Source organism: Pseudoalteromonas sp. MSK9-3, assembly GCF_003590335.1.
GTDB lineage: Bacteria > Pseudomonadota > Gammaproteobacteria > Enterobacterales > Alteromonadaceae > Pseudoalteromonas.
Genome location: NZ_MIET01000027.1, coordinates 124,073 through 148,498, shown reverse-complemented (window position 1 = coordinate 148,498; position 24,426 = coordinate 124,073). Strand labels below are relative to the sequence as shown.

The following is a 24,426-nucleotide window of genomic DNA, read 5'->3' as shown; positions in this document are numbered from 1 at the left end:
TTTAAGCAATAGTAATATGAGTTGTTATGACGAAATGGCTAACTTTACTGCAAGTTAATAGATTTGTCTCGTTTTGAACGCTGAAAAGTCGCGAAATCCCATAATGTTTAGTGACACTATCATTTAAATATAACGACACTTAATTGAAATTTACATGTATATTTAATTTTCTTTAAAGCTAAAAATGATATAACTAAGAATTAGGCGACCTTTGCATTGCACTCTCTTCATGTTTAAAATTAAGGAACGCTTATAAATAGGACAGGTATGCTCAGAAGGATTTCTCTGATAGTTTGGCTCTGCATTGGTTTTGTTACTTTTATCGCAAGCCTTATTAGCTATGTTGGCTATAGCTATCACACTACCCGCAAAGCGATCATGGATGATATTGACACTCGCCTATTACATGCAGCGAAAGCTGCGCAGTTAATTATTGGTGATGATTATCACGATCGATTAAATGAGGTAGACTCAGCCCAATTTGAGCAGCTCAGCGCTCAGCTCACTGCACTTACCAGCGCTTTGGAAGTTGAATATGTCTACACCATGATTTACGATGCACCATTGGTGCGGTTTACATCATCAAGTTATACACAAGAAGATTTAATACTTGGCCGAGTAACGCAATTTTTTGACCCCTATCTAGAAGCAACCATCGTTAACAAAGGGGCATTTCGCTCAACAGAACCCGTCTTTGAAATCTCAGAAGATCAATGGGGCCACTTTAAAACCATTCTCATACCTTTTATTAGTAGTAATGGCACCACTTACCTTACGGGCGCTGACATCACCACCGATGACGTTGCACAACAGCTACGCGTGAGCGTAGCCAAAGCAACATTAACCGCCAGTTTTTTCTTTTTTATTGCCTTGCTAGTGGCCGGCATATATTTATTACTTTATAAAAAGTCAATGACGTCAGATACACGTACAGGCTTTGCTAACAGAATTGCATTAGAGCACGATTTAGCCAAAAATAAGCAACAACATTTAAGTTTGGCTATTATTTGGGTCAGTGAGCTTGAAGACATTATTAGCTTTTATGGTGCAAGCGTAGGAGATCAAGTTATCCAGCGTATTATGAAGCATTTTAGCGAATTTACTTACCCATACCCTGTATATCGCCTTGCCACATCCAAACTGGTGATCATGTGCGATACCGACAAAGGTGAGCATTACCTGACAAACATAATCAAAGAATTTCCTAGTTCTCGGCCAGTGCTCAATAACCCACACCTTTATATTCAGCTTAGTGCCGGCATTGCCTCAGGTAACAAGGCATTATTACTCGATAACGCCTATGTTGCGTGTCGCCAAGCAAAGCAACAAAACAAAACCGTCTGCCTCTATGCCATTCATAATAACGATGCAAAACAGCAGCAGGCCAATCATCTGGCGTTGGCAAATACCTTACAAGATGCATTTGAAAAAAATAGAGTTGTTGCCTATTTTACACCCCGTTTTGATGTTAAGAAAAATATGGTTTCCCAGCATATTTGTAGCGCTCGTATTATTAATGAGCAAGGCGCTATCTTAAGTGCTGACATCTATCAAAAAGTCGTAAAACGTTCTCGTATGGAGGGTAAACTAACGCATAATATTTTAACTCAGTGCGTCACACGTTTTAGAAAAACAAATACCGCTTGGAGTTTAAAGTTAAGCTATCAAGATGCCACTGATCCGCAGCTCATAGATATAATAAATCAAGAATTACGCCGCTACCCTCAGCCCGCTTTGATCACCTTTGAACTGGATGAGCAAGCTGTCTTAAATAACTTTAACTCCATGGCTGCCAGTATCAACATGCTGAAAAGTAAAGGCGTAAAAATCTTGATCAACGGCGTCAGCAGCGGGCTATTAACCGTCAGCCGAGTTATGAAACTAAATATTGATGCAATTAAGCTTGATGAACATATTTCAGCACATATGCACCGAGATGAGCAGGTCTTTGAGTTTATATCTCACTTAGCCAAACTCTGTAAAGACCGAGATATACAATTGGTTGTGGGCGCCGTATTGGACGAAGCACAGTTTAAACGCTTTATTGAGGCTGGCGTAGATATGATGCAAGGGCGACACATAGGCAGAGCCACCCCACATATTAGAACAGAGTCACGCGCACTGAACCATTAATCCTTAACTATCACAGTGTAACCACTAAGCGCGTGCTTGATTGGCCACTCATCCAGTATTTACGTTCAAAGGGCGTGATCGCTTGCTCACTGCTATAGGGTTCAACGGCCGTTGGGTGACCAGCTAGCTGCAAGGCGCGCGCAAACTCTCTAACATAAATATCCCAGTTACTGCGTACTTCAAGTTGACCACCAAGCTTAACAATAAAAGGGAATACCGCAGCACCGTGCCAACGACGACCAATATGCTTAGCCTTAGGCCAAGGGTTTGGATACAGCAAATAATGGTGTGTTGGCTGCCAATTAGCCGCGACTGCTAAGCGCCAAAAATCATTTAAATCCGCTTGTACCAGCATATATTGACCTGAGTCTGTCTGCTTGTATTCCACATCATGTTTATCTAATCGATGTGATGACTTATCAATACCAATGATCAATGCGTTCGGGTGCAATTTAGCTAAATTAGCCGTGCTTTCACCTACCCCACAACATGAATCTAAAATGATGTCTCCGGTAAATGCTTGTACGCGCGCATTTACTTCGTCAAATGCCTTTTGCGTATGGGCCGCAATGGGCTTTTTGAACTCAGCAGTTAAATGCTTATTTACAATTTCATCCAGCTTTTCATGCAAGCTAGGTTGGTTTGAGACAATACTTCTCGAATTTGCTTCTGCCATCAGTGACGTAACCCTACCCCTCGGCGGATCAATGTCAGCGCCAAGATAAATAACCCAGTAATAAATGCTAATAATACCGTAAATGCCACATAAATGTTGACATCTGATACACCTAAAAAGCCAAATCTAAATGCATTCACCATATAAATGATTGGATTGGCTTGCGATACGCCCTGCCAAAATTCAGGTAACAAGGTGATCGAGTAAAACACGCCGCCTAAGTAAGTCAGTGGGGTTAAGATAAAGGTAGGAATAATACTGATATCATCAAAGCTATTGGCAAATACCGCATTAATTAACCCACCCAGTGCAAACACCGCCGAGGTTAAGACTACGGTGGCAATGATCACCCCAATATTGTGTATTTGTATATCGACAAAAAACAGTGAAACTAAGGTCACAATTAAGCCCACCAGCATGCCACGCGCCATACCACCGCCCATGTAACCTAACACAATAATATAATTAGGTACTGGCGCAACCAAAAGCTCTTCAATACTTTTTTGGAACTTTGTCGAATAAAAGCTCGAGGCTACATTAGAATAGGAGTTGGTGATCACCGACATCATAATTAAGCCCGGAACAATAAACTCCATATAACTAAAGCCGCCCATTTCACCAATGCGCGAGCCAATTAAGCTACCGAAAATAACAAAATACAACGTCATGGTTATCGCGGGAGGCACCAAGGTTTGCACCCAAATTCGTAAGAAGCGAATGCACTCTTTGATCCAAATACTTTTTAAGGCTACGCCGTAGCGAGTAATACTCATGATTCACGCCCCTGCTCTAACAGCCCAACAAATAACTCTTCTAGCCGGTTTGCTTTATTTCGCATACTCAACACCGTATTCCCTTGTGTGCTCAGCTGACTGAACACCTCATTTAAACTCTGTGATTTTTTAACTTCGACTTCTAAGGTGTGCTCATCGGTTAAGTTAAACGCATACCCTTCGATATTCACCGGTTGGACCGGTGTTTGTAAATCAAGTACAAAGGTTTCTTTGTCGAGCTTTGCCAATAGCGCTTTTATCGTAGTGTTCTCAACGATTACCCCTTGATCGATAATGGCAATGTTTTTACACAGCAGCTCCGCTTCCTCAAGGTAATGAGTCGTTAAAATAATCGTGACACCTTGCTCGTTTATCTCTCTAAGAAAACTCCACATTGAGCGACGTAATTCAATATCAACCCCAGCGGTTGGCTCATCTAATATTAATAATTTTGGTTCATGCATTAACGCACGCGCAATCATTAAACGGCGCTTCATGCCGCCTGATAACGTGCGTGCTTGTTTGTCTTTTTTCTCTAACAAGCCAAGTTGTGCTAAATATTTATCAGCACGTTGATGCGCTTCTTGACGTGGTACGCCATAGTAACCAGCCTGATTTACTAAGATTTGGCTCAAGGTTTCAAATTGGCTAAAATTAAACTCTTGCGGGACCAAGCCCAACTCAGCTTTTGCATCTTCCAATGCAGTATCAATTGAGTGCCCAAACACGCTAACCTGCCCAGCGGTTTTATTTACCAAGGATGCTATAACACCTATGGTGGTTGATTTACCCGCGCCATTAGGCCCCAGCAACGCAAAGAAGTCTCCTTGCTCTACTTTTAGGTCGATGCCTTTTACAGCTTCAACACCATTTTTATAGACCTTGTTCAGGCCTTGAATATCTAATGCGATCGTCATGTTATTTTTGTTCTCCATAACCCCACCTCTCGGTTAAGGTATGCTCTATATTAAGATGATCTAAAATACGGGCCACCATAAAATCAACCAAGTCATCGATCGACTCGGGTTTATGATAAAAACCCGGTGCTGCGGGCATAATCGTTACCCCCAACTGGCTCAGTTTTAACATATTCTCTAAATGAATGGGGCTAAAAGGCGTTTCTCGTGGTACCAAAATAAGCTGGCCGCGCTCTTTAATAACCACATCGGCTGCCCGTTCTAATAAATTATCCGACGCCCCCAACGCTATCGCCGATACCGATCCTGCACTACACGGGCACACCACCATTTTTTTCGGTGCTGCCGACCCCGATGCCACAGGACTAAACCAATTGTCTTTACCAAATACCTTAATTTGCTCTGGCTGCGCGTTAAACAGCGTACTCAACTGCTCGCTGGCTTTTTGCTCGTTACCCGAGAGCTTAACGTTCGATTCAATGTCTAATACCACCCGCGCGGCACTCGAGATCAGCACATAAACTTGGTAATTCATTGCGACGAGTACTTCTAATAATCGCAATCCATAAGGCGCACCCGATGCACCACTAAATGCCAACGTAATCGCAGGTTTAAAACTCTTCACACCATCTACCCTTTTATGTTAATTCGCAGTATATCAACTAACTATGTCTGTTTTATGCAGCGCAGACAGTAGCTTTTGATGTAACCCACCAAAGCCACCATTACTCATGATCAAAATATGCTGACCCGCTTGCGCGTTAGCACACACCTGTTTGATAATTTCATCCACACTTGAAAAACACTGGCGGCCCGCTTTACTCGCTTCATCGCGCAGTGACCAATCCAAGTTATCGGGTTCAAACAAATATGCTTCATCCGCCTCACTGAGTGACGCCAATAATGTTTGTTGATGTACCCCCATTTTCATCGTATTTGAACGCGGTTCTAAAATCGCAATCACAGGTTCAGTCCCAACTTTCGCTTTTAGCCCTGCAAGGGTTGTTTTAATGGCCGTAGGGTGATGCGCAAAATCGTCATACACACTGACGCCGCCCACCTCTGCAAGCAACTCCATACGACGCTTTGGAGAAATAAACTCGCCGAGTGCATCTATACTGACAGAGACAGGAATGCCCACATGTCGCGCTGCCGCAATGGCCACCATGGCATTTTTTACATTATGCTCACCAATGGCCTGCCAATTCACAACCCCTTCAAGCTGACCGTGTAAGCACACTTCAAACTGACTACCGTCTGCTTTGCGCAAGTTATACGACCAATCGCCGTTTAAAGTTTCTTGTTCGCTCCAAAAACCACGTTTAATCACCTCAGCAAGCGCAGTGTCATCCGCAGGGTAAATCGCTTTACCTTGCGCAGGTAGTGTTCTTAACAGGTGATGAAACTGTGTTTGAATGGCATTTAAATCGGTAAAAATGTCAGCATGATCAAACTCTAAATTGTTCATAACTAAAGTGCGGGGTAAGTAATGCACAAACTTACTGCGCTTATCGAAAAAGGCGGTGTCGTATTCATCGGCTTCAATCACAAAAAATGGTGTATCACTGACCCGTGCCGACACCCCAAAGTTTTGCACAATGCCGCCAATTAAAAACCCCGGGCGCAGCCCCGCATATTCTAGTATCCACGCCAACATGCTCGCAGTCGTGGTTTTACCATGCGTCCCCGCAACGGCCAGTACCCAGCTGTCTTGCAATAAATGATGTTTTAACCATTCTGGGCCAGATGTGTACGGAATATTTTTTTCCAGCACGTATTCCACACATGGGTTGCCTCGACTCATAGCATTGCCAATCACCACACAATCTGGCGCAGGGTCTAACTGAGCCGTGTCATAACCTTGCGTTAATTCAATGCCAAGTTCTTCTAACTGCGTGCTCATCGGCGGATACACGTTTTGATCAGAGCCAGTAACTTTATAACCCAAAGATTGTGCGATTGCTGCAATGCCACCCATAAAGGTGCCACAAATACCCAAAATATGGATATGTTTCTTGTTATTTTGCGTCGTGACCATGACGATGTATGCCTTTATTTAAAAAATTGAGACTGCTGGAATTTGCAAGGTGCTTACTATGCCAAAAAATCACGCAACACACCATAAACCATACTGCAAAACAGCTGTGCTAAAACGCCAAGAATAGCCCCACAATACTGAATTATTGATGAGTGAATCACGCTCTCTCAAAATACCGTTAAAAAAAATGCCAGTCTCTGACTGGCATTTTTTAACTCAAACTCAGCTTATGCTACGCCGTATTGATCTCGGTATGCTTTAACTGAGGCAAGGTGTTCACCCATGCTACCTTGTTCTTCAAGGTAAACAATTAAGTCAGCAAGCTTCACAATTGACACAACCTCAGTGCCAAAGTCTCGCTCAACTTCTTGAATTGCTGATAGTTCTGCTTTACCTTTTTCTTGACGGTCCAGTGCAATTAACACACCTGACAAATCAGCACCTGCAGCAGCAATGATCTCCATCGACTCACGAATAGCAGTACCTGCAGTGATCACATCATCAACTAACATGATACGCCCTTCAAGCGCTGAGCCAACTAACGAGCCGCCTTCGCCATGCTGCTTTTTCTCTTTACGATTAAAGCAATAAGGCACGTCTTTGTCATAATGATCAGACAGCGCAACCGCAGTCGTCGTCGCAATCGGAATACCCTTGTATGCGGGGCCAAACAGTAAATCGTATTCAATACCAGCATCTTCAAGTGCTGCGGCATAAAAACGCCCTAAACGCGCTAAATCACGACCAGTGTTAAATAAACCAGCGTTGAAAAAATACGGGCTCGTGCGGCCTGATTTAAGGGTAAACTCACCAAATTTAAGCACCTGCTTTTCAAGTGCAAATTCAATAAACTCTTTTTGATATGCTTTCATACTTTTACCTACTTACGTGATACTTAACTGATACCTAAACTAAACGGGAACAACACTCAATTATGCTAATGCTTTCTTTTGCAGGTCGATAATTTCACGAATTGAATGCTTAGCAAGCCCTAATAGCTCATCAAGTTCTTCAAACGAGAAAGGTTCGCCTTCAGCGGTGCCTTGTACTTCAATCAGCTTGCCTGTTTCTGTCATGATCACGTTCATGTCAGTTTCAGCTTCTGAATCTTCTAGGTATTCTAAATCAGAAATCGCTTGGCCGTTATAAACACCCACAGAAATCGCCGCAATCATAAACTTAAGCGGGTTATTGTTGATCATGCCTTTGGCACGCATATGCGTTAACGCATCAACCAACGCAACACATGCACCACTAATAGACGCAGTACGAGTACCGCCATCAGCTTGCAGCACATCACAGTCAATCGTAATGGTGTTTTCGCCAAGGGCTTTTAAGTCAACCGCAGCACGCAATGCACGTGCGATCAAACGTTGAATTTCCATCGTACGGCCGCCTTGCTTGCCACGCGCCGCTTCACGGTTATTACGGGTATGTGTAGAACGTGGCAACATACCGTATTCTGCCGTGATCCAACCTTTACCTTGACCTTTCATGAAGCGCGGTACACCGGCTTCAACCGTTGCAGTACAAAGTACTTTTGTATTACCAAACTCTACCAATACCGCGCCTTCGGCGTGAATTGTGTAGTTACGTGTAAATGTTACCGGTCTGATCTGGTTTGCTGTTCTTTCACTTGGACGCATCCACGTTCCCCTAATATTCAAAATTTCAGTCATTATAATGGGTCAGACAGTACGATGCCATGTCGATTTAGACAAAACAACGACATTGAGTGAAAATTGCTTACTGCGTTGATTTTTTATTAAGCTATAATACCAGCTGGAAATTTTGTTAATAGATTAGGAACTTTACATGATCCATAGTATGACCGCCTACGCACGCCGAGAAGTTAAAGGTGATTGGGGCACAGGAGTTTGGGAAATCCGCTCAGTAAATCAGCGTTACCTAGAAACCTTTATCCGCGCACCTGAACAATTTCGTGGTATGGAGCCGGTAATACGCGAGCGCCTACGTAAACATCTTCAACGCGGAAAAGTAGAAGTCTATTTAAAGTTTACAGCCAACCCTGCTCACGTCGGTGAGCTGTCTATTAATGAAACATTGGCTGAACAGCTGATCAACAGTGCAAAATGGGTGCAACAACAAAGCCAAGGTGACATCAACCCCGTTGATATACTGCGCTGGCCAGGCGTAATGGAAGCACAAGAAGTTGATCTAGATGCCGTAAATAAAGCCCTACTACTTGGCTTTAACGACCTTATTGAAGACTTTAAAGCAGCACGTGCAAGCGAAGGTGGCAACCTAGAAACCATGATCACCACGCGCCTAGATAGTATTTTAGAGCAAGTTGCGATTGTAGAAGAACACATGCCAGAAATCGCCAAATGGCAACGTGAAAAGCTCAATGCCAAGCTAGAAGACTTAAAAGCCGACATCGACGAAAACCGCCTTGAGCAAGAACTTATTTACCTAGCTCAAAAACAAGATGTGGCCGAAGAGTTAGATCGTTTAAAATCTCACGTAACAGAAGCACATAAAATCATTAAAAAAGGCGGCGCATGCGGCCGTCGTTTAGACTTTATGATGCAAGAGTTTAATCGCGAGTCAAATACCCTTGCCTCAAAATCAATTAATACCGACATCACCAGCGCAGCGGTAGAGTTAAAAGTACTAATTGAACAAATGCGTGAGCAGATCCAAAATATTGAGTAATTACTAATACACGTAAGTAATAATAACCTCATATCTTTGAAAACCGCCAAATAGGCGGTTTTTTTGGCTCTGGTTTTTTGCTGCTTCTTTTTTCGCTCCCAAATTCCAATAATAAGCGTACTTCATACGCTTTCTATTTATAAATATAATTAACCGCTCCCGCCTCCTTCATATTAATTAAAATTTATAGATGAAGAATAAAACAGAACCTTGTCAACAAATGTAAACATGCTATTTACATTTATTGCATTTCAAAATATTATGCTAAACAAGGTTCTATACGGCTAAACTACACATCTTTAACACTTTTAGCTGGTGCATGCGTTACGTAAGGTAAGTTCGCTTACCATAATGGATGCCTTTTATAGGGAAACAAGCTCCTCAACATAATAAGGACAAAGGATGTGATAGATGGTGATGACCTCAGGGCAATGAGAGTCAATGCGGGTATTTCTCAAGACAGAATGGCTAAAAAACTCAATTGTGATCGAAAAACCATCATCAACTATGAGTTAGGGGTGAGCGATATTCGCTCTAAACAGCTTTTCATGTGGCTGGTTTATTGTAAGATAGACTCAGGATCGTTGTTAAACGAAATAAAACAGATCCGCGATCACGTTAATCAAACAAAAAAACCACGTTTACAGGATGAAGAACAATGCAAAAAATAAGCCCATTCAATATTATTAGCGTTATGAATTTTTTTATAAATGTTTATAGTATAAAGAATGTAGGTACTTGTAAAACGCATAGAACTGCGAGTAACTGCAGAAGTAATATAGACATAAAAGTTCTTTCTACTAACACTTGCACTCTTTTTTCTGGTGGTAATACAGCATATAAACCAGCATCAACACAATCTGTCAATGTTGACTTTACACCTCCTATCCCTATAGATGGCTACAAGGATAACTAATGAAACCCTCAAATCTGATATTATTCAGTATTGCATCAATGGCTTTTTTTTATATTCAACTCTGGGATGTAAGCCTTACTACACCACTTCATTTATCATTGTTAGGCGCATGTACTGTATATGGTATTTATATAAAAAATATAAATATGTCCCACATTGCTGGTTTTATTTTTACGTTAACAGCTTTACCAACTATAATTTTTGAGACTGGTTTAATAAATCATATAATAGTAAATATGAGCAAAGTCTTACAGGGGCTTATAATTTACGGAACTCAGCTATTTTTCAGTTTAGCCACAATATCAATACTTATATTCCGAGTACAAGTTTCCCGCCACCTATCAAAATCTAAAAACATTGAACTAACAAATTTTGATGGTGTTTTTCATTGGATATATATTTACATATCTATATTATACTTATCATCTATGGTTGAGTATTTTATAAAAGTTCATTTCAACATGAACTCTTGGACTTTTATTTATGATAACTTTGAAGGGTTAGTTTATATAGCTTGGGCACTTAATTGCGGTGCTTTACTTACGATGATGATAACATCACAAAAATCAGATACGCGTACCGAAAAAACCACAGCATAATAGTTGCACTATTTAAACGCTTTTTCAGCTATAAAACTAATGTTTCATACTCTGGTGATTGTGATAATCACCAGAATGTAAGACCACTCTCTTTTAGCGTTACACAGGCCCAATATTTATCGTATTTCTCTGCAATCCTTATAAAGTATTGAGAATAAACACACTGTTTACATGTCCCCCTTTTTAACAATACCATATAGATGACATAGTGCTGGGGATAAATATGATTGATGGTGATGACTTAAAAGCAATGCGACTTAATGCCGGTATTTCCCAGCAGGGCATGTCTAAAAAACTAGACTGCGATAGACGTACCATCCATAACTATGAACTTGGCGTGAGCGATATTCCCTCAGCACGATTATTTCAGTGGTTCAAATACTGCAAACTCGATATATCCGTACTACTCAATCAAATAAAAGCTGTGCGAGGAGAGGCAAGTAAAAATGGCACATCTAAGCTGTTAGACGTTATTTCTGTAGTATTGATATTTGGTCCGTTATGGCACTCAGCTATAGTGACGCCACTTTATTTATCATTACTTGGAATATGCGCCCTATACGGTATATATCGAAAAGACATTAACACCACGCATATTGCTTGTTTCATTCTTTTCATAACGACATTGAATTGGGCTTTTTTCGAAACGAGTTTGATTAACTATGTAACCCCTGATGAAAACAAGGTACTGCAAGGCATATTAATTTATGGTGCTCAATTATTATTTAGCTTTAGCATTACTCTCACTCTCATTTTTAGGGTACAAATATCTCGATTAATATCAAAATCAAAAAAAATCAGCATTACACACTTTGATGGCATATTTCACTGGTTATATTTATATAGTTCTATGATTTATTTACTAGCGATGTTCGAAGATGTCGCTTATTTCGCTTTTGAGATGAAATCATGGACATTAATACATGAAAACTTTGAAGGACTAGTCTATATTTCATGGGCATTATCCTCTGCAACTTTATTAAACATGATCATTGCTACTAAAGAATTCAGCCAAGACAATGAGGAAACAGCTTCTAAATAAACTAAACAACATGAAACCTGTAGTTGTGAGTTGGCGATATATCATAAAACCTGTCAATAATATAAAAGCTCTTCAACTATGCGTACCTTCACATAATGCCGCTTTCAACTTACATTCTGGTGGTTTTTATAATCACCAGCTTTAAGGCTACTCACTCTTAAAGTCACATTGGTGCAGCATTTTATCGTACCTAGATGTAACCTTTACAAGCCACGATAATAAACACACTGTTTACATGCTCCCTTTTTCAAAATACCATACACGTAACATAGCATTGGGGATGAACATGATTGATGGTTATGACTTAAAAGCAATGCGGCTAAACGCTGGTATTTCCCAACAAGGCATGTCTAAAAAGCTAGACTGCGATAGGCGCACCATCCATAACTATGAACTTGGCGTGAGCGATATTCCCTCAGCACGATTATTTCAGTGGTTCAAATACTGCAAACTGGATATAAGCGTATTGCTAAACCAAATAAAAGCAGTACGAGGAGAGGCAAGTAAAAATGGCACAGCTAAGTTACTAGATGTTATTTCTGTGGTTCTTATACTCAGCCCGTTATGGAGTCATTCAATCATAACCCCTATCTATTTATGCCTACTGGCAATTTGTGCTATGTATGGCGCATATAAAAGGGATATTAACATGCTCCACATCTCTGGTTTCATTTTTATTCCAACTGCCATATCAAGCCTTATATTTGAAACAGGTTTAATAAACTACCTAACACCGGCTGAAAATGCTCCCTTACAAAGTATGCTTATTTATGGCACTCAACTTTTTTTATTACAACAATTGTATTATTGTTAATTTTTAGAGTTCAAATATCTCGATTACTCACCAACCAAGAAAACATCAAACTAACCAAATTTGATGGAATTTTCCACTGGATTTATATCTATAACTCATTACTCTATCTGGCTGCTTTATTAGAGGACATGGTTTATATATTCCTTGATATGAAATCCTGGACATTAATTTACGATAACTTTGAAGGGTTAGTATATATTGCTTGGGCACTCAGTTGTTGCACGCTAATAAGCATGATGCTTACTACTGAGAAAGTAAAAAAACCATAGTAGCAAAAGTACCATGGTACAAAACCAATTCAATACATCATGCATTTCTGCTCCCCCTTAACTTGCTTAACTGATTTCACAAAGCTACTTAATACAACCCCAAAGCTGGTGCCATCTCTACTTGTTCTCTATTTTTGGGCCTTTTATAAACCTGAATTGAGGGTAGATACATCCCTTACGTTAAAAAATGCACCGTAAAAAATAACGTAGTATTAATGCTTTACTCCATGTTGGAGTTGCTCAATATAAGTACACACACTATTTACATATCACGTCGTTCGCAATACCATATACACAATAATTGTGAGAGGTGTATATGATTGATGGTGATGACTTAAAAGCAATGCGACTCAATGCTGGCATTACCCAACAAGGTATGTCTAAGAAGTTAGAATGTGATAGACGCACCATCCATAATTATGAATTAGGTGTCAGCGACATTCCGTCTTCGCGGTTATTTCAATGGCTGAAATTCTGCAAGCTCGATTTAGGCTCCCTTCTAAACCAGATAAAAGAAGTTCGCAGCGAATCAAGCATAAATGGTACCTCAAAACTGTTAGATTTTATTTCTGCTATTATCATATTTGGTACCTTGTGGAACTACCTTATAGCCGCCCCTCTTTACCTATTACTTTTAGCTACCTGTACTGCGTACGGAGTGTATGTAAAAAACACGAACATCACCCACATTTCTGCTTTTATTTTAGTACTTTCGGCGCTCAACTTTACGCTTTTTTCGACAGGTATGATAAATGATATGACTAATGCAGAAAACGAGCTACTCCAAGGGAATATTGTGTTTGGTGTCCAGCTATTTTTTAACTTCATGATTGCCACTCTACTCATTTTTAGAGTACAGCTGTCGCGAAAGATCTCTAATGCAAAAGACATAAAGCTCACCTATTTTGATGGCATACTGCATTGGATATATATCTATATCACTGTTATCTATTTACTTGGGTTAATCGAAAATATTGGCTGGGCTTACTTCGAATTTAAGTCCTGGACATTTATTTTCAACAACATTAAAGAGTTAATCTATGTAGCTTGGGCACTATGTTTTTCGACTTTGCTTACAATGATAATTAGCACAATAAAGCCTCAGGTAAAACCTCAATAAAACACGAAATAATGTACTGATCTAGCTAAGTTCTATTATTATCAATACGTGTTTAAATACAGTTATTTTTTTGGCTACAACTATTTTTATATTTGAAACTATTCACTATTACGCATAGCGCGAAAACTTAAATTCACCATTGAATTAACTGATTTTATCGGGCATTAATTGCCCGCTAAAAGTTAAACTTCTACAGCTTTTTTTTACTTAAAATTTACGTTGTGGAGATTTTTTCACACTCAATCACCCAGAATGATTCTATCAACAACAAACGATTAAATAATTTCATGTTAAAACATCGCTTTAAAACGGATTCAAAAGCCATTATTTTATCAACAAATGGATTTATTGCTCATTTTCCAGCCAGCTTAAAACGCAACATAACGCTTATGCAAAGAGCGAGCATCGTATACTTTCAAGTAAACGACTTTCTTAAAAGCTCAGCACATCGTGTGGCCACTCACTTACTTTGCAAATGTTCTTTGGAGGCAATATGAAACACAATACAAGTAGAAGAAAAATTCAAATTGACAGATTCAAAAATGAGATGCAAAAAGCGATGCGAAGCTTGCGTAAAAAGCACGGCCTAACGCAAAAGCAACTGGGTGTCATATTGCACGTGGACCAAGCAACAATTAGTAATTTTGAGAGTGGCAAAACCATCATGAGTGTGACGCAAGTTTACGAGATGATGCTTATATTTGGTAGCGATTTCGCCAACCCAGTTATGAGTGAGTTATTTGATAACAATGTTATTATTAACACTAAGACGGCTAATGCTGCGCTTGTTGCTTAATTACATAGCCCTATACCAATAGGGCTATGTTTCATTAATAAAATCATACTTAGCTAAATACTTTGGTGATTCACTGCTTTTGTTTAAAGTGCATCATATTAAACAAAAGTATGCAGCTAACAATCCATGCTATATAAATTAAGCCCTCAAAGTTGTCATAAACCAGAGTAAAGTAGCTACTTTGTAAGTAAAACCATGCGATGTGCTCCAGCAATGCAATAAAATATATGAATGATGTATATATAAATATCCAATGAAAAAAGCCATCAAAAAGTGTAAGTGAAACCGTATTAGATTTTGATATCACTCTTGAAAACTGCACTCGAAAGACAAAGAGCAAGACGGCCAGAAGACTAATCAACAGCTGAACACCAAACATTATACTTCCTCGAATAAGCTGTCCAGTTTCTGGTTTAATTAGTTCAATAAGACCAGTTGCAAAAATAATATATTCAATAATGTTAAGTAACAAAAGGAATAGCGAGATATGTATAATATTTATATTATTCTTGTACATACCAACTATCATAGCGATTGCCAAAGCAGTTAAATAAATAGGTGTAACGACCACTGGTGCCCAAAGCTGAATAGTTATGAGTAAAATTGAAATCACATCTTGTAGCTTAGCTTTTGCGTTATTTTTGTCATGTTCGCGAATTTGCTTCACCTGTGACACCAGAGCACCGACATCTACCTTGCAACACTTTAACCAAATAAACATTCTGGTTACTCGTATATCGGTAGCTCCAACTTCATAATTAATAACCGTTTTTCTATCGCAACCTAGCTTAGATGCCATCTCACCTTGAGATATCCCCGCTTGAAGCCTCATTGCTTTTAAGTCTTGACCATTTACCACTTTCACTCCTAAGGGATTTCATTCATACCTATTGAAATATAACAACATAAATCCCATAACTATAAGGCTTTATAGATAAAATAAAACCTTTAAATAGCCTGAAACTAACTTTCAAAGTACTCAATCAAGATAAAGCCAAATCAAATACACCGCATGACTAAATCTCAAAATCACTCTCGTTACTTCAACAATACAATTTGAATTAAGTTATAGATTTAAATTCACCTGTAAATATAAGAACATTAAAAGGTCTCGAGAGAAAACGACTAGTTTTGCCTGTTTCCTGATGAAGAAAACTAGGCTTTGATTCGTTGGCAGTGATAAAGAATACTCTCCAAAGAGCTTATATAGGCCTTTTTTATGCCGCCTGACTTCAACTGGTACTTAGTAAGCGTGCTTTATATTAGTATCAAATATGTTGATCAATAAGAAAAAACTCGCCACTATCTAGGCTATATTTCTCTTATGGACTCAGCGTACATGAAGTTACTCGAAAATGTGTCCCCCTTAAAACAACTTGAGATCATTAATCGGCTTGAATTTTTTAATGAATTTACGCTGGCAGAGCGACAAGTTTTGCTCGAGTCTTTTAGTCATTTATATTTAGTACATCAAAATCACCACGCTTTTAAGCGCTTTGAATTAGACAACCGACTTTTTATTGTGCTCAGTGGTGAGTTTAGTATTTTTAAGAAAAGCCAATTGCTTGAGTTAGGCCGTGTGGGGCCTGGAGAGTTTATTGGTGAGGGCGCTTTTATTTGCAACCAAGAACACTCTACCAGTGCTAAAGCCCTTAAAGACAGTATTTTATTGGCCATTACACCTGAAGCTATGACAAAACTACCCAATGTGATTCGAGAAAAAATGAAGGATAAAATTATTGCGGGTATGAGTGCTCGGATCAGCACGCTCAGTACTTATATTGAAGACAATATCTAGTGGATTTGAATGCGATTTAGCATATTAAAGGCATGTGCAAGAACCCATGCCTTTAGTAAAACCATAATTAGAATTAAACAATCAATCTCATTAATCCAATAATGCATTAAACGCACTGAACAGCTTTTCAAGCTCTTCAATCGTGTTGTAGTGCATGCACCCAATACGGACAACGCCACCCTTATCCATCACCCCTAATTGCTCACATAAACCTTGTGCGTAAAAGTTACCATCCCATACACACATATGCTGTTTACCTAAAAACTCAGATACAGCGCGTGGTTCAAGGCCTTCAAATGTTAGTGCAAAAGTCGGTGTGCGCTCTTTAAGGCGGGTTAAATCTGAAATACCAAACAATTTAATTTGTGGAAATTCAGCTAAGCGCGTTAAAAAGTATTCGCTTAATGCCATTTCGTGCTGTTTGGTTTTTGCAAAGCCTTCAGCTAAACGCTGACGACGAGACGTCGCTTCAGGCAAGTCACTTAAGCTGGCAATATAGTCTATTGCAGCCACAACACCCGCAAGGCCTTCAAAGCTCTGAGTACCGGTTTCCCAGCGGCCTGGGATCACGTCTTTTGCAGGCTCTACTTTATAAGGGGTAAACCCTTCTAAGTGTTCACGCTTACCATAGACAATACCCACATGAGGGCCAAAAAACTTATAGGCTGAACAAGCTAAAAAGTCACAATCCAGCGCTTGCACATCAATAAGTTCATGGGGGGCATAGTGCACAGCATCAACATAAACTAAAGCGCCAACTTGGTGGGCTAATTCAACAATGTGTTTTATATCGTTTATAGAACCCGTTGTGTTTGACGCATACGTTACAGCAACCAGTTTTGTATTACTGTTTAATAACTGCTTATAGTGCTCTAAGTTTAACGTGCAATCAGCTTCATTAATTTGTAGAGCATGTACTGTCGCCCCTTTATCTTCGGCTGCTTGACGCCATGACGACACATTTGAGAAGTGATCGGCGTTGGTAACAATAACCTCATCGCCTGCCTGCCACGCCCTAGAAAGTGCACGGCTAAAACTAAAGGTTAGGCTTGTCATGTTTGCACCGAACACGATTTGCTCTTTGCTTGGCGCATTGAGTAGCTCTGCAACCGCTTGGCGAGCGTTGTTAAGCAAGTCTACCGTTTTTTCACTAGAGAAAAATGCGCCACCTAAGTTGGAATTGTAATAGCCCAAATAGGCTGACATTGCACTGAGTACTGACTGTGGTACTTGCGAGCCACCTGGGCCATCTAAAAAGATAGGAGCTTGGCCATTTACTTGCTGCATTAATGCTGGAAATTGACGACGAAGTTTAGTTAGTTCCATGGTTCACTCGAGTTATGAGGTAAATACAAAACAATCTAAATAGCCAATTTTATCAGCATCTAGTTTATTCATTGGAGTCGCGTTATGCCATACTTCACGGTCGTTGATCAAAGCAAATAAGCCATCTTTGATTTCCATTTTAAAGCAAGGCTCTACGTCTTTGTTTTCATAAACCAATAACTCACCACCGGCGATGTTCTCATGTGATACACCACATACACAGACGTGATCAAAACCATCTTGATGGATGCCTTCAGGGGCTGGCGGCGTGTCACTTTCAATTGCTAACATACGGAATTGATGTACTTCAATTTCACGCTCTTGTGAAATACCTGTCATAGCACGAAATTCATTTAATAGGTGCTTAAAGCCATCGCTTTGCAATAAGCTGTCTTCAAGGTTTTCGTATACACGTTCGACATTGCCCTGAAAAGTATTAATCGCGTCGTCTTGAACAAAAGCTTTTGCAGGCTGCAATGACACTTGATCATCTGAAAATTTAATTACTGAGTAACGACGTTTTCTGAACGCACCGTCAGCATACGGGTTACTTGGTAGTTGATTAAATGAGGGCTTCACTGCGTCGATATGCGCTTGTTGGATGAAACGAAGTTGAAGCAAGTTCTGATTGTTTACTGCGGTCATTTTGCTCTCGCCTATTGATGACAAATTGGCGATAATTCTAAGCGAATGGAAAATAAATACTGTTTAATTTACCTATTAATATGCCACAAAATAGCAGTAACAAACCAAAATATACGAAGATATTGAATATTTATTCTATTATTTAAAACGCGACTGTTTCTTGTTTTGTAAGTATTAAAAAAGCCGGCATTTTGCCGGCTCTATTGCTCAAAAAGGCTACACAGCTTGCTGGATGATCACGTCATCTGCTTTTTGTGTGTATTGAGGCATTTTATGAAAGTTGAGGTAACGATAAGTATCAGCGGCGGTTGCGTTGATCTGTTGCGCATAATCTTGATACTCGGCGGGCGTGGGGAGTTTACCAATAATGGCAGCGACCGCAGCTAGCTCAGCTGACGCTAAAAACACGTTAGCACCAGTCCCTAAACGATTCGGGAAATTACGCGTTGAAGTTGATACCACGGTTGCTTTATCTGCAACCCGAGCTTGATTCCCCATACATAACGAACAACCTGGCGTTTCGATGCGTGCGCCTACTCGACCAAAAATACCATAATAGCCTTCGTCGGTAAGTTGATCTTTGTCCATTTTAGTCGGTGGCGCAACCCAAAGCTGAGTGGGTAATCGGCCGCCATAGTTATCTAACAATTTACCTGCTGCACGAAAATGACCAATATTAGTCATACATGAACCGATAAACACTTCATCTATTGACTCCCCTTGCACAGTTGATAATAAACGTGCGTCATCTGGGTCATTCGGGGCACATAAAATGGGCTCTTTAATATCGGCCAAATCAATGTCAATCACGTGGGCATACTCTGCATCAGGATCTGCTTGCATCAACTCAGGGTTAGCCAACCATTCTTGCATTTTTGTAATACGACGTTCAATCGTACGAACATCTCCATAGCCTTGCGAGATCATCCACTTCAGCATCACAATGTTTGAATTAAGATATTCTGCAATTGACGCTTCAGAAAGCTTAACCGCACACCCTGCCGCTGAACGCTCAGCTGACGCATCAGAGAGTTCAAATGCTTGCTCAACGGTTAAATGCTCAACACCTTCAATTTCAAGCACTCGACCAGAAAACTCATTAATTTTACCCTTTTTCTCAACGGTTAATAGCCCTTGCTTAATACCGTAATACGGAATCGCATGCACTAAATCACGTAGTGTGATCCCAGGCTGCATCTCACCTTTAAAGCGCACTAGGATTGATTCAGGCATATCAAGGGGCATAACCCCTGTCGCCGCCGCAAAAGCCACCGCGCCAGAGCCAGCAGGAAAAGAAATCCCCAGTGGAAAACGTGTATGCGAATCTCCCCCAGTTCCCACTGTGTCAGGTAACAACATGCGATTTAACCAAGAGTGAATGACACCGTCACCTGGACGTAACGACACCCCACCGCGGTTCATTATAAAGTCTGGCAAAGTATGATGAGTATTCACATCAATGGGTTTAGGGTACGCTGAAGTATGGCAGAACGACTGCATGGTTAAATCAGCGGAGAAGCCAAGACATGCTAAGTCTTTTAACTCATCACGTGTCATTGGGCCGGTAGTGTCTTGCGAGCCTACAGTCGTCATTTTAGGCTCACAATATTGGCCTGGGCGCACACCATCAACACCACACGCTTTACCCACCATTTTCTGCGCTAACGTAAAGCCTTTTGAGGACGCTTGGGCTTCTACTGGTTTACGAAAAATCGTTTCGGCTTCAAGCCCTAATGAAGCCCGAGCTTTATCGGTCAAACCTCGACCTATGATCAAAGGTATGCGACCACCTGCACGCACTTCATCAAGAATAACTTCTGATTTGAATGAAAATGTAGAGAGTACCTCATCCGTACCATGGCGCTTAACTAGGCCTTCGTAAGGGTAAATGTCAATTTGATCTCCCATGTGCAGCTCTTCGACCGGCAGTTCAATCGGCAGTGCACCGGAGTCTTCCATTGTATTGAAGAAGATAGGCGCTATTTTTCCACCTAAACAGACGCCACCTACGCGTTTATTTGGCACGAAAGGAATATCATCTCCCATGAACCACAATACGGAGTTAGTTGCGGACTTACGTGATGACCCCGTCCCTACCACATCCCCAACATAGGCTAACGGTAGACCCTGTTTTTTAAGCGTTTCTAATTGCGTAATTGGGCCAATTTCACCTGACTTTTCGGGGTGAATACCTTCTCGCTCAATCTTGAGCATCGCCAGCGCATGCAAAGGAATATCTGGACGAGACCACGCATCTGGTGCGGGAGATAAATCATCAGTGTTGGTTTCTCCCGTTACTTTAAATACGGTAACAGAGATCTTTTCGGCAACGGCTGGTTTATCGGTAAACCACTGTGCGTTAGCCCAAGATTCAATCACTTGTTGAGCAAATTTGTTACCAGCTTTTGCTTTTTCTTCTACATCGTAAAATGCGTCAAACATTAATAACGTATGCGATAAGCCTTTAACAGCAATGGGCGCCAAAGTCTCATCGTCTAGTAATTCGATCATAGGTGCTATATTGTAGCCACCTAACATAGAGCCAAGTAGCTCTGCTGCATACGCTTTTGTTATAAGTGGTGATTGTGTATCACCTTTTGCGATAGCTGCTAAGAAACCCGCTTTAATATAGGCAGCATCATCCACCCCAGGTGGTACTCGATTAACGAATAAATCGAGAATGAACTCTTCTTCACCTGCTGCCGGCGACTTAACAAGCTCGATGAGATCTGCGGTTTGCTGCGCATCTAATGGCTTAGGTACTATCCCAAGCTCTGCACGTTCTTCGACGTGTTGACGATATTCTTGAAGCATAATTTTACCCTCTTGATGACGTGAACTGGCATAACATGTCTATCAACTCAACATAGTATGACCATAGATTCTAAGACTTAGTATATGGCGTTTACAGCGAGATGAGAATGAAACAACGGTGGCAGGTCTTTATACTCATTATAAATATGATGAATATAAATACTAAAGAGGCTCTATTTTTGTGAATGTACTCGGATTGGTAATCATTCGTAATTGTATAGATAAGTACATTGATTATTGGTGAATTTCTTTGGTTTTAACCCCTTTGCTATTCTATATACCTTAGTAGCTAAAAACAGGGCCTTGTTTAGCCTTTTACGATTCACGCTAAAAAAGTGAATATTACATTCAGAGAGTTTGTCTTGATACCCCACTTATAGCTAGCCAACTATTACCAAAATAAGCGCCATTCATCCTCCCACTATATCGAACATAAAACATCTATACCCTTAAGTTAAAACATGACCAATAGAAATATAGATAATATCTTAAATAAATAATGTGCTTAAAAAAGTCTTAAATGAATGACTATAACAAAGCAGATGGGCATGCGTTTTCTGGATCCTGACCTATGTCTGGAAGACAACAGTGAGAACACTAAAAAGTGTAAGGGTAAAAAGTGGTGAGCATAATTGTTATGGTCCTAAGCTTCGATAGAAAGACAAAAAATAAATATCGCTTCGCTTAAGTGCTGCTAGATAAAAATAGATAGTCTCTCGAGAACGATATCGTTTAAGTGACTACGACCCCAATAAATAAAGGCATCGAATCCCTGAGCTGGTTTTATTATCGAAAGCTAATTATAGCAACCCTATGTTTATGAACTCCCTCATTAAACAATGTTTTAATTAATGTAATTGGTATAGGAAAAAGGAGTCACTGCCAATACAGTAGTGTTTCAAAAGAGGTAATTTAGAGGTGGGTGTGGCTCTATAACCTAAAAAGCAGATACAAAAAAGCCGAGCTATTGCTCGGCTTTTTTAGTGTCTTCTACAAGACTTACTCTGCAGACTGCGCGTCTTCTTGAGTTTCTTCAGTCGCTGGACGACCTAGAAGCTCAACATAAGCCATTGGTGCATTATCACCAGCACGGAAGCCACACTTAAGAATACGAGTGTAACCACCTGGACGGCCTTCGAAACGAGGACCAAGTTCGCTGAATAACTTACCAACTACTTCATTATCACGCGTGCGAGCAAACGCTAAACGACGGTTTGCTACACTGTCAGTCTTAGCCAGTGTGATTAAAGGTTCAATTACACGGCGTAACTCTTTCGCTTTAGGCACAGTTGTTTTGATGATTTCGTGCTTCACCAATGAACTAGCCATATTGCTGAACATCGCTTTACGATGGCTGCTGTTACGGTTTAATTGACGACCACTCTTACGATGGCGCATGACCCTATCCTTCTAACTAAACTAATATAGTAACTTAGCTTATTCAGCTAAGCTTGCCGGAGGCCAATTTTCTAGGCGCATGCCTAGAGAAAGACCACGTGAAGCCAGTACATCTTTTATTTCAGTCAAAGACTTCTTACCAAGATTTGGTGTTTTCAGAAGCTCAACTTCAGTACGCTGTACTAAGTCACCGATATATTGAATTTGCTCGGCTTTCAGACAGTTTGCTGAACGTACTGTTAGCTCAAGATCATCAACTGGACGAAGCAGAATAGGATCGAATTCTGGCTTCTCTTCTTTCTCTTCTGGCTCAGAAACATCACGTAAGTCTACGAATGCATCTAATTGCTCAGCTAAGATAGTAGACGCACGGCGGATCGCTTCTTCAGGATCTAATGTACCGTTTGTTTCCATATCAATGATTAACTTGTCTAAATCTGTACGTTGCTCAACACGGGCTGATTCAACCGAGTACGCAATACGTTCAACCGGACTGAATGATGCATCAAGCAACAGACGGCCGATTGGACGCTCATCGTCATCAGAGGATAAACGACTAGACGCTGGCACATAACCACGACCGCGCTCAACACGAATACGCATGTTGATATCGCTATTACCTGCCGTTAAATGACAAATAATGTGATCTGGGTTGGCGATTGTTACATCTCCATCGTGCTGAATGTCTGCCGCTGTCACAGGGCCTACACCAGATTTTGTCAGGGTAAGAAAAACTTCATCTTTACCTTCTAGAGATACAGCTAAACCTTTAAGGTTTAACAAAATTTCAATGATGTCTTCTTGTACGCCTTCTTTCGCGCTGTACTCATGCAATACACCATCAATTTCAACTTCAGTTACTGCACATCCTGGCATAGACGAAAGTAGTATACGGCGTAAAGCGTTACCCAAAGTGTGACCAAAGCCACGCTCAAGTGGTTCTAAAACAACTTTAGAACGCGTAGGGTTGATAGCGTCGATATCGACTAATCTTGGCTTTAGGAACTCAGTTACAGAACCCTGCATTTTATCCTCTCTTAACTCTTAACTTTACTTCGAGTAAAGTTCGACGATTAATTGTTCGTTAATGTCCGCAGACAGATCAGAACGCTCTGGTAGGCGCTTGAAGCTACCTTCCAATGTCTTACCGTCAACTTCAACCCAAGTAGGCTTCTCACGTTGCTCAGCCAACTCTAGAGCTGCAATGATACGTGCTTGCTTTTTAGACTTCTCACGAATTACTACAGTATCTTCTGGAGTAACTACGAATGAAGGAATATTTACAACACGACCATTAACCATTACCGATTTGTGGCTTACTAGCTGACGTGCTTCAGCACGTGTGCTTGCAAAGCCCATACGGTAAACTACGTTATCTAAACGTTGCTCTAAAAGTTGTAATAGGTTTTCACCAGTATTACCTTTTAGGCGAGCAGCATCTTTGTAGTAGTTGCGGAATTGCTTTTCAAGTACACCGTAGATACGACGAACTTTTTGCTTTTCACGTAACTGTAAACCGTAATCTGATAGACGACCTTTACGTGCGCCATGCTGACCAGGTGCTGTCTCAAGTTTACACTTTGAGTCGATTGCTCTCACGCCGCTCTTAAGGAACAGGTCAGTACCTTCACGACGACTCAGCTTGAGCTTAGGGCCCAAATATCTTGCCATGTTCT

General features: G+C 40.5%; 23 protein-coding genes. 9 read left to right on the top strand and 14 right to left on the bottom strand.

The window, feature by feature from the left end; genetic code table 11:
• Positions 1-267 precede the first annotated feature (267 nt).
• A complete protein-coding gene (locus BGP78_RS11985) occupies positions 268-2,133 on the top strand; it encodes a GGDEF domain-containing protein (RefSeq protein ID WP_119861588.1) in 1,866 nt (621 codons plus the stop codon).
• A 10-nt stretch (positions 2,134-2,143) separates the two neighbouring features.
• Here BGP78_RS11985 and BGP78_RS11980 read toward each other — a convergent pair whose 3' ends face one another.
• From BGP78_RS11980 to rph, 7 genes are all read right to left on the bottom strand, one after another.
• Complete coding sequence (locus BGP78_RS11980) at positions 2,144-2,809, bottom strand: tRNA (guanosine(46)-N(7))-methyltransferase TrmB (protein ID WP_119861587.1); 666 nt, start codon at positions 2,807-2,809, stop codon at positions 2,144-2,146.
• On the bottom strand, positions 2,809-3,576 hold the full coding sequence (locus BGP78_RS11975) for an ABC transporter permease (protein ID WP_119861698.1): 768 nt from the start codon (positions 3,574-3,576) through the stop codon (positions 2,809-2,811). Before BGP78_RS11975 ends, BGP78_RS11980 begins: the two co-directional genes overlap by 1 nt.
• Positions 3,577-3,578: 2 nt before the next feature.
• Positions 3,579-4,499, bottom strand: coding sequence for an ABC transporter ATP-binding protein (locus BGP78_RS11970; RefSeq protein WP_119861697.1), 921 nt, complete (start codon positions 4,497-4,499; stop codon positions 3,579-3,581).
• Between the two features lies 1 nt (position 4,500).
• Positions 4,501-5,124: a flavin prenyltransferase UbiX gene (locus BGP78_RS11965; RefSeq protein WP_119861586.1), complete on the bottom strand. Its 624-nt coding sequence runs from the start codon at positions 5,122-5,124 to the stop codon at positions 4,501-4,503.
• Between the two features lie 33 nt (positions 5,125-5,157).
• Entirely contained in the window at positions 5,158-6,537 is a 1,380-nt protein-coding gene (gene mpl / locus BGP78_RS11960; RefSeq protein ID WP_119861585.1) for a UDP-N-acetylmuramate:L-alanyl-gamma-D-glutamyl-meso-diaminopimelate ligase, read from the bottom strand.
• Positions 6,538-6,764: 227 nt separating this feature from the next.
• A complete protein-coding gene (gene pyrE / locus BGP78_RS11955; RefSeq protein WP_010363683.1) occupies positions 6,765-7,409 on the bottom strand; it encodes an orotate phosphoribosyltransferase in 645 nt (214 codons plus the stop codon).
• A 60-nt stretch (positions 7,410-7,469) separates the two neighbouring features.
• Entirely contained in the window at positions 7,470-8,183 is a 714-nt protein-coding gene (rph, locus tag BGP78_RS11950; protein WP_010363685.1) for a ribonuclease PH, read from the bottom strand.
• Between the two features lie 169 nt (positions 8,184-8,352).
• Between rph and BGP78_RS11945 the strand changes: the two genes are divergently transcribed.
• The 7 genes from BGP78_RS11945 (at position 8,353) to BGP78_RS11895 (ending at position 14,769) form a co-directional block, all read left to right on the top strand.
• The gene (locus tag BGP78_RS11945; protein ID WP_119861584.1) at positions 8,353-9,213 is read left to right on the top strand and encodes a YicC/YloC family endoribonuclease; all 861 of its coding nucleotides are present in this window, start codon (positions 8,353-8,355) and stop codon (positions 9,211-9,213) included.
• A gap of 404 nt (positions 9,214-9,617) precedes the next feature.
• Positions 9,618-9,884 carry a helix-turn-helix transcriptional regulator gene (locus BGP78_RS11940; protein ID WP_119861583.1) on the top strand — a complete coding sequence of 89 codons (267 nt, stop codon included), beginning with the start codon at positions 9,618-9,620 and terminating at the stop codon, positions 9,882-9,884.
• Positions 9,885-10,128: 244 nt separating this feature from the next.
• A complete protein-coding gene (locus tag BGP78_RS11930) occupies positions 10,129-10,728 on the top strand; it encodes a hypothetical protein (RefSeq protein ID WP_119861581.1) in 600 nt (199 codons plus the stop codon).
• Positions 10,729-10,951: 223 nt separating this feature from the next.
• Positions 10,952-11,770 carry a helix-turn-helix transcriptional regulator gene (locus tag BGP78_RS11920; RefSeq protein ID WP_259386304.1) on the top strand — a complete coding sequence of 273 codons (819 nt, stop codon included), beginning with the start codon at positions 10,952-10,954 and terminating at the stop codon, positions 11,768-11,770.
• Between the two features lie 286 nt (positions 11,771-12,056).
• Positions 12,057-12,584 carry a helix-turn-helix transcriptional regulator gene (locus tag BGP78_RS22920; protein WP_259386303.1) on the top strand — a complete coding sequence of 176 codons (528 nt, stop codon included), beginning with the start codon at positions 12,057-12,059 and terminating at the stop codon, positions 12,582-12,584.
• Positions 12,585-13,169: 585 nt separating this feature from the next.
• A complete protein-coding gene (locus BGP78_RS11905) occupies positions 13,170-13,973 on the top strand; it encodes a helix-turn-helix transcriptional regulator (RefSeq protein ID WP_259386302.1) in 804 nt (267 codons plus the stop codon).
• A gap of 493 nt (positions 13,974-14,466) precedes the next feature.
• The gene (locus BGP78_RS11895) at positions 14,467-14,769 is read left to right on the top strand and encodes a helix-turn-helix transcriptional regulator (RefSeq protein WP_119861579.1); all 303 of its coding nucleotides are present in this window, start codon (positions 14,467-14,469) and stop codon (positions 14,767-14,769) included.
• Between the two features lie 70 nt (positions 14,770-14,839).
• Here the strand turns inward: BGP78_RS11895 and BGP78_RS11890 are convergent, their stop codons facing one another.
• Positions 14,840-15,628 carry a helix-turn-helix transcriptional regulator gene (locus tag BGP78_RS11890; RefSeq protein WP_119861578.1) on the bottom strand — a complete coding sequence of 263 codons (789 nt, stop codon included), beginning with the start codon at positions 15,626-15,628 and terminating at the stop codon, positions 14,840-14,842.
• A gap of 480 nt (positions 15,629-16,108) precedes the next feature.
• On the opposite strand from BGP78_RS11890, the gene BGP78_RS11885 reads away from it, so the two are divergent.
• Positions 16,109-16,567, top strand: a complete 459-nt coding sequence (locus tag BGP78_RS11885; protein WP_119861577.1) for a cyclic nucleotide-binding domain-containing protein — start codon at positions 16,109-16,111, stop codon at positions 16,565-16,567.
• A gap of 90 nt (positions 16,568-16,657) precedes the next feature.
• Here BGP78_RS11885 and BGP78_RS11880 read toward each other — a convergent pair whose 3' ends face one another.
• From BGP78_RS11880 to rpsD, 6 genes are all read right to left on the bottom strand, one after another.
• On the bottom strand, positions 16,658-17,893 hold the full coding sequence (locus BGP78_RS11880) for a cysteine desulfurase-like protein (RefSeq protein WP_119861576.1): 1,236 nt from the start codon (positions 17,891-17,893) through the stop codon (positions 16,658-16,660).
• A gap of 12 nt (positions 17,894-17,905) precedes the next feature.
• Entirely contained in the window at positions 17,906-18,538 is a 633-nt protein-coding gene (locus BGP78_RS11875) for a 2OG-Fe dioxygenase family protein (protein WP_119861575.1), read from the bottom strand.
• A gap of 216 nt (positions 18,539-18,754) precedes the next feature.
• Positions 18,755-21,352 (bottom strand): bifunctional aconitate hydratase 2/2-methylisocitrate dehydratase, encoded by a 2,598-nt coding sequence (gene acnB / locus BGP78_RS11870; RefSeq protein ID WP_119861574.1) that lies wholly within the window; start codon positions 21,350-21,352, stop codon positions 18,755-18,757.
• A 999-nt stretch (positions 21,353-22,351) separates the two neighbouring features.
• A complete protein-coding gene (gene rplQ / locus BGP78_RS11865) occupies positions 22,352-22,750 on the bottom strand; it encodes a 50S ribosomal protein L17 (protein ID WP_010363718.1) in 399 nt (132 codons plus the stop codon).
• 39 nt (positions 22,751-22,789) lie between these two features.
• The gene (locus BGP78_RS11860; protein WP_010363720.1) at positions 22,790-23,776 is read right to left on the bottom strand and encodes a DNA-directed RNA polymerase subunit alpha; all 987 of its coding nucleotides are present in this window, start codon (positions 23,774-23,776) and stop codon (positions 22,790-22,792) included.
• A gap of 24 nt (positions 23,777-23,800) precedes the next feature.
• Entirely contained in the window at positions 23,801-24,421 is a 621-nt protein-coding gene (gene rpsD, locus BGP78_RS11855; protein ID WP_119861573.1) for a 30S ribosomal protein S4, read from the bottom strand.
• Between the last annotated feature and the right edge of the window lie 5 nt (positions 24,422-24,426).